Origin of the sequence: Clostridium tepidiprofundi DSM 19306 (genome assembly GCF_001594005.1) — a bacterium.
GTDB lineage: Bacteria > Bacillota > Clostridia > Clostridiales > Clostridiaceae > Clostridium_AC > Clostridium_AC tepidiprofundi.
This window is the reverse complement of record NZ_LTBA01000070.1, coordinates 1-6,933: the sequence shown is the minus strand read 5'-3', so window position 1 is coordinate 6,933 and position 6,933 is coordinate 1. Positions and strand designations below refer to the sequence as shown.

At 26.1% G+C, this 6,933-nt stretch carries 7 protein-coding genes and 1 pseudogene; 2 read left to right on the top strand and 6 right to left on the bottom strand.

The annotated features are described in order from the left end of the window. Positions 1-226: 226 nt before the first annotated feature. Positions 227-1,102: a nitroreductase family protein gene (locus tag CLTEP_RS12955; protein ID WP_066827374.1), complete on the top strand. Its 876-nt coding sequence runs from the start codon at positions 227-229 to the stop codon at positions 1,100-1,102. An 82-nt stretch (positions 1,103-1,184) separates the two neighbouring features. On the opposite strand, the gene CLTEP_RS12950 is transcribed toward CLTEP_RS12955, so the two are convergent. The 4 genes from CLTEP_RS12950 to CLTEP_RS15120 form a co-directional block, all read right to left on the bottom strand. After that, positions 1,185-1,991 carry a MerR family transcriptional regulator gene (locus tag CLTEP_RS12950; protein WP_066827372.1) on the bottom strand — a complete coding sequence of 269 codons (807 nt, stop codon included), beginning with the start codon at positions 1,989-1,991 and terminating at the stop codon, positions 1,185-1,187. Between the two features lie 332 nt (positions 1,992-2,323). Then, entirely contained in the window at positions 2,324-2,896 is a 573-nt protein-coding gene (locus CLTEP_RS12945; RefSeq protein ID WP_066827370.1) for a hypothetical protein, read from the bottom strand. A gap of 886 nt (positions 2,897-3,782) precedes the next feature. After that, positions 3,783-4,310 carry a hypothetical protein gene (locus CLTEP_RS12935; protein WP_066827368.1) on the bottom strand — a complete coding sequence of 176 codons (528 nt, stop codon included), beginning with the start codon at positions 4,308-4,310 and terminating at the stop codon, positions 3,783-3,785. Further along, positions 4,303-4,956 carry a hypothetical protein gene (locus tag CLTEP_RS15120; RefSeq protein WP_066827366.1) on the bottom strand — a complete coding sequence of 218 codons (654 nt, stop codon included), beginning with the start codon at positions 4,954-4,956 and terminating at the stop codon, positions 4,303-4,305. Before CLTEP_RS15120 ends, CLTEP_RS12935 begins: the two co-directional genes overlap by 8 nt. Positions 4,957-5,551: 595 nt before the next feature. On the opposite strand from CLTEP_RS15120, the gene CLTEP_RS12925 reads away from it, so the two are divergent. Then, complete coding sequence (locus CLTEP_RS12925) at positions 5,552-6,013, top strand: hypothetical protein (RefSeq protein WP_066827363.1); 462 nt, start codon at positions 5,552-5,554, stop codon at positions 6,011-6,013. Positions 6,014-6,293: 280 nt separating this feature from the next. Here CLTEP_RS12925 and CLTEP_RS12920 read toward each other — a convergent pair whose 3' ends face one another. Together CLTEP_RS12920 and CLTEP_RS14950 are read right to left on the bottom strand one after the other, a co-directional pair. Further along, positions 6,294-6,569, bottom strand: a complete 276-nt coding sequence (locus tag CLTEP_RS12920) for a hypothetical protein (RefSeq protein ID WP_066827361.1) — start codon at positions 6,567-6,569, stop codon at positions 6,294-6,296. A 112-nt stretch (positions 6,570-6,681) separates the two neighbouring features. Next, positions 6,682-6,933 (bottom strand): annotated as a pseudogene (locus CLTEP_RS14950) (recombinase family protein); the annotation flags it as partial.

The window sequence follows — 6,933 nt, the reverse complement described above, 5'->3', positions numbered from 1 at the left end:
TCTAGTCTTCCTCAATTATTTAAACCTCCTCAAACAATATAAATTAGTATTCCACTAATAATATTCGTTGAGTACATATACATATTTATAACATTTTAATGCGAAGAATTTTTAATCTTTAGAGCTGATTATACCTCGGAGGAACAAACAAATTTTTATTGACTCTAGAGTTACTCAAGGGTTTATATTTTAATAAAGAAGTCAATAAATTTTAGGAGGCGAGCATATGAATAAAAATTATTCAAATGAAACTATTAAATTACTATATGAACGTGCAAGTTGCAGATCTTTTAAAAATATGCAAATTCCAGAAGATGTATTATATGAAGTTATCGATGCTGGATTACATGCAGCTACAGGTGGTAATCTGCAACCTTATGCAATAATTAAAATAACAAAGGATGAAACAAAAAAACGTTTAGTTGATGAATGTAATATGCAAAACATAGTAGCAAAAGCTCCAGTAAATTTACTTTTCTGTATTGATTGGCGAAGAATCGGACGCTGGGCTGAATCATGCAATGCTCCTTTTTTAGCAACAAAAAGCTATAGACATTTCTGGATTGCATTTCAAGATACTGTTATATGTGCTCAAAACATATGTACAGCAGCTGATTCAGTAGGTCTAGGTTCAGTATATATTGGTACTGTAGAAAGCTGTTTTATGGAACTAAAATCTATTTTAAACATTCCTGAAGGAGTATTCCCAGTTGTACTATTAAGTCTTGGTTATCCAACAAAATACCCTGCTCCAAGTAAAAAACTTGGTATTGAAGCTTTAGTGCATGAAGAAACTTACAAGGATCTACCTATAGAAATAATTAAAGAATTTCATAGTGAAAAATATAATCATAAAAAATATCCTATCAGTGAATCTAATTTATCTGAAATCAGAGAAGTCGCTAAAGATATTGGTGGAAAAGAATATGCTGATGAAATGATGAAAAAAATTCAAGAAAAAGGTTATATTAATATGGCTCAAAGATATTTCGGCCTTCACTACAAAGCTAACTGGTCTTGTATTGGAAATAAAGCCTTTATCAAGACACTTCTGTCTTATGGTTTCACATGGATTGAGGGAAAAGATTTTCCAAACAAATGAAGAATAATTTGAAAAAAGTTTTATTTCCATAAATAAAAAATAAAGATTTGAAAAACAGGAAGAATAAATAAATTCTTCCTACTCATATTATTCGAATTTGAATTTGTTTTCTCCATTCTTCCTGCTTAACTGTTAAGTTTGAACTCATAACTAAAATCTCTATAGCTTCATTACATGGTCTTAATCCTTTACTATAAATATATTTAAGTAATTTCATGTAGCTTTCATCAATATTTTTAGAAGAACCAATATGATCTATTACTCCATACTTGCCAGCTTCTAATATATAGCAATCATTTGGATCATCAACAGATATATCTCGTTTAAGTGCTAAATAATTTTTTAAATGTGCTCTACCATCCGAATCAATATGCATTAATCGTGTTGGTTTAAAGAACACATCTGCATTAGTATTATTTTTTTTCTCAAAATTAACTATAGCTTTAATTCGTTCATTTAAACTACTTGATTCATTTACACAAATTATATATCCTTCACGCCTATCAAATGTTAAAATTTTGGGCTCAATACAACACTCACCTTTTTTAAATTCTTCAATCTGATGCAGCTGTTCATCAAGATAGGAAACAACTTCATTTAAATTATTGATTTTAGTAATTAATTCTTTTCTCATATCATAAAATTCCTCTTCAACTTTATCTATAGTACCTTCCATAAGAATTTTTATCTTATTAAGGGGTAATCCTATTGACTTAAGTCCTTTTATCTTACTTAATCTATGAGAATCATAATCATCATAATAACGATAATTAGAATTTAAATCCACCTTACTGGGTTTAAGCAGTCCAATTTTGTCATAATATCTAAGAGTGTGTACACTAATATTATGTAATTTTGCCATTTGACCAATAGTATATGTATTTTTCACTTGGTATTCCCCCTCTAATTTTTGACAAAATCCAAGTATCCGCTATGACAGTTATATCAATTTATAAAATTTTCCCATATTGAGGATATCTCTTTTTTACATTTATAATTTTAAATTTTTCAGCGCTTACATCAGAGCTTACAAATATCTGAACAGTTTTACCTCAAACAATTAATTTTTCATCATTACTCTCTATTATAATTCTAACATATTTGGTTGCAACTCGGAGGGAAAAAAAGCATCATAGATTGGCAATAAAATTACCAATCTATGTAAGGTACCTTACCCCTTTCAAAAATTGGAAATGAAATGAACAATTTTTGTTGCTTCAATTACATCACACTTTCCTGAATATCTTTTATTATTTTTGAATTTGTTTCTATATTGTTGAAAATATTAATATATGAATTAATATTTATATCTTTATTTTCAGATTTCTCATAGAGTTTTGTTATTTCTGTTTTAATGTATTTAAAATCATCATATAAACTGTTAATATCTTGTTTAAACTTCTCATTATTACAATCACCTTCATATAGCCCCTGTCTTATTGGCTCTAAAAATCTAATATATACTTGAAAAAATGAATATCTATCCATATTATTATGAAATCCCTTATTATGAAATTTTCTATAGTATCTTATAAGATAATCATTGTTATAATTGCAGTGCTCTAATTCATTTAAAATTTTTGATATTTGTTCAATTTTATAGAACTCTCCTTTTTTAGCCTCATGTAATTTTAGTTGATAAATTTCTTCATATGTTCTAGTTACACTAGATTCTATGTAATAAAATGCATTATATCGAACAAATTTTTTATAAGAATAACTTCTATAAAAAAATATTAGATTTGATAACACTAATAAAGTGATTATTGCAATAATAAAATTTTTTCTTTTCATAGAATTTCTCCTCTAATAATCTAGATAGCGTAAAGTATTTACACTATTTTTCTTAAATTTTTATTTATATATCAAGGGTTACAGAGTTTTTTTGAATAAAAAAAACAATGACCCCCTTTTTTCTGTTATAATTGAGTTTACGACAACAAAAAACAGAAAGGAAGTGTCATTGCTTTGAACTCAATTATAACTTATTTATGGTTGTATAATCAATACCTTTTAAAACAAATAAATATGCTACTTTTATTTATTGCTAAATATATTCCTCTTAAGCAGTGGGCTTTTGAGGATTCACATAGTCCTGAATACCAAAAATTCAAAGTGGATAAGCTACCTAAAATTCTTCGTTTTGAAAAGGTAGACTATCAACTTCTTTTAGCTTACTATAAACATAAATATAATAAATTAGTTAAACCAAGTTCAGAGACGTAACGTAAAATCCATCTCTGAAAATAATCATGCTACTAAACCTATAGTATTTATTTGCCCTTATTGCGGACATACTCTTTCACCTAAAAAGGATCGTAAACATTTCCGTATACATAAATGTGTTAACCCTAAATGTTCTTACTATCGCAAAAATTTTGCTAAACTGCCTAAAGATCTAAATGATAGTGATAAACATAAATATAAACTTCACTACATCTATCGTGAATTCACTATAGATTTCTTTAAAATGGACTTATATGCGCTTCCTACTAATGCTATTAACTTCAAATATAAGAAGTTCAATGCCCATATCATGGGGCTTTGTCTTACTTATCACGTTAATCTTTATTGTAAGGTACCTGACCCCTTTCAAAAATTGGAAATGAACAATTTTTGTTGCTTTTCTTTAGCTCATCGTATAATTAATTCTTGTTATGAATATTATTTAAATTTCTATTTAGAAGTTATTTATATAATTACTATCATTTATAATTTTTTCTAAATTTTTATAGAATATTTCACTAAATTCCAATTTTTTTTTACCTTTTTGTATAATTACATTATTTTTATTTAAATTTATATATTTATCATCATTCTTAAACTCTTCATATGTAATTACTCCTAATTTCAATGTTATTATTTTTCTGTTTTTTTTATAGAATATCATATCATATCTAATAACACTTCCATAACCTTTTGGTTTTTCAGGAACTATAACTACATTTTTCACATTTTTCATTAGAGCTTTTCCATCAACTTCAATAATATCCTTACTAGCTATAGAAATTATTTCAACTTTATCTGCTTTAAAACTATCTAATAAAGAATATGTATCATATTTTTCATAAAACACGAATAATAGTATAATAACCCCAATAGAAATCATTACTATATTAAAAATCCTTTTCTTTTTTGCAAAATAACATACACTAACAAAAAATATTACTATCAATAGTCCCATAATTAATAACATTATACTACTCATACAATGATATACCTCCCATTTTTAATGCAGTTAAAAGCCAATCATGATATTTTGTAATATTGTGATTATAATATCCATATAATTTAGCATAAACATTATCTTTTACTTTAGTGGCTAAAAGTCTATCAGAATATTCTGATCCAAATTGCTCTTCTACTTCATCAAATATGTTTGTACTAGAACTTGATTCTGCCAATCCGTTCTTTAATACACCTTGCTTTAATTTTGATACATCAGTAACTTTCAAATTATTCTTATTACTCATTGCTTGTCTTACTATTTCATCAAAATTAATATCAGAAATATATAATCCTTGATTTTTATTTAATCCTTTATTGATTGATGTATATATAGAATTAGGATCATTATTATAGATAAATGATGTTTCAATTACTCCAGTTTTATACACAACTGAGCTTACAGTATAAAGTGAATTTTTTTCATAATAGCTTAAATTACCTTCAAACGCTGAAACATGTTTAGCATATTCACCTTCAGAGTTCATTTTAGATTCATATACCTTGATATCATCATTGATATCTTCATTTATAGCATTTCCATAAGAAATATTACTAGCATAAGTTGGCACTGTGATCATAAACAACATAACTAAACTTGAAAATGCACTTATTACTTTTTTATCCAACTACATCCTAATTATTTATTAGCGTTACATGTAACAAAATCATTATACCATTGTTTTACATAAATTACAATATATTAAATGACTTGTCCGTATATTTTTTGTATATGTGCAAATGCTAAGTATTATTGCAATTAATTTGTTTAAAACAAAATTAATAAATGCTTTTCATCATTAATATTTTTATACGTTAATTTTTGATAATAGGTTATCTCAATTTTCTATAAAAAATAAAACATATACTAATCTAATACACAGTATAATAAGTATCATAAATTGGCAATAAAATTACCAATCTATGTAAGGTACCTGACCCCTTTCAAAAATTGAATCTATGTAAGGTACCTGACCCCTTTCAAAAATTGAATCTATGTAAGGTACCTGACCCCTTTCAAAAATTGGAAATGAAATGAACAATTTTTGTTGCTATGGGTGCATAAGAATTTTTGATAAAGACATAAAAAAAATCACTGAATATATTGATATGAACTGTAACACAAAGGGTATAATAACAATAAATGAAGAATAAAACATTGACTAACAAAAATAGGATGGTATAATATATTATACCATCCTATTTTTGTTAGGAGTGATTAAAATGCAAAAAAAAGTTTTTATTTTAATAGCAATACTAGGTATGTTTATTTCAATATTTACAATAAAATATATCAATAAGCCTAAAAGCTATGAATTACTTTTCAATTGGGGAATAAGTAAAGAAATAAATAATCCTGAAAGAGTTGAAAAAGCATTAAAAATTTTTGGTGATGTTGATTTTAAAAAACTAAGTCAATTAGAATCATCTACAGGTAAATATATTAACTACTATGAACCATTTTACAACTATAAAAATCACTCTTTTGAAACAATTGAAAACATTTTTAAAGCAATGGGACACTCAGATGCAGCTGATTCAGATGAAATTGCAACATTAATTTTTAATCTATACAAAAAAGAAGATACCCAAACTATCGTTCAATCTGTAATTAATTCAAAAAAAGAATATAAAAAAATTTTTGATGATATTATCGAATGGTATAGATCAAACAACGGATTATAAACTGTTTTTTAAGCAGAAATATATTTTTTTATATTTCTGCTTAACTTTTTTTGCATCTTTTTTCTAGTATACTACATATTTCAAAACAAATAAACACCATCTTAAAATAAACACTTTTTATTTTGCCTATATAAGCCCGTGTAAGGCGTTTAAAATAAAAATAGGTAAAAACATACCCTAGAACATTCAAAAGCGTTCTAGGGCGTTTTTAGTGGCTTATATTTTAAATTGCAATGTATCCGTGCGTATATTAATTAATTTAAATACTTTTAACTTGGTTCTACTTTACTGCTTTTAACCTTGCAATTTCATTCCAGTTCTTTGATGTTACTATTTCAACTGTATTTAGCTCTCTTCTTACTTCTCTAATTTCATTAAGTAATTCAAGATTCCTGTTTGCATTGGATGGTTCTAACTCACTAATTATAGTTTTTATTTCGTTTTGTCCTCTTTTAATTTCTTTTATATCATTTTTTAATATCTGTATGTCTTTTTTAATTGGTTCTAATTCTTCTTTTAACACTTCTCGTATAATGCCTATCATTTCTTTATCCATATCAAAACCTCCACATCAATGATTATACTATAAAACAAATATTACCTCAAAATATTTCAAAATATCTTGATTTTGATTTTTACTTGTATTTTCCCGTGTATTCTAACAATGCTTAACTTTTTTTCTCATATTCTTTGACTCTTCTGTAGAAAGTAGGCTTAGATAAATTCAATTCTTTCATAGCTTCAACAGCTTTAATCTTTCCATTTTTCCATTTAGTGTACACTTTTTTAAATTGTTTATCATCTATTTCAACTTTAGGTCTTCCAAACTTAATTCCCTTTTCTTTAGCAACCTTAATTCCATCAGCTTGTCTTCTTTTTATAGCTTTTCTTTCATGCTCTGCAATTGTACTTAATACTTC

Coding starts and splice junctions, on each gene's coding strand:
- CLTEP_RS12955 (WP_066827374.1), top strand. CDS start 227: ATGAATAAAAATTATTCAAATGAAACTATTAAATTACTATATGAACGT.
- CLTEP_RS12945 (WP_066827370.1), bottom strand. CDS start 2,896: ATGAAAAGAAAAAATTTTATTATTGCAATAATCACTTTATTAGTGTTA.
- CLTEP_RS12935 (WP_066827368.1), bottom strand. CDS start 4,310: ATGAGTAGTATAATGTTATTAATTATGGGACTATTGATAGTAATATTT.
- CLTEP_RS12920 (WP_066827361.1), bottom strand. CDS start 6,569: ATGGATAAAGAAATGATAGGCATTATACGAGAAGTGTTAAAAGAAGAA.
- CLTEP_RS12925 (WP_066827363.1), top strand. CDS start 5,552: ATGCAAAAAAAAGTTTTTATTTTAATAGCAATACTAGGTATGTTTATT.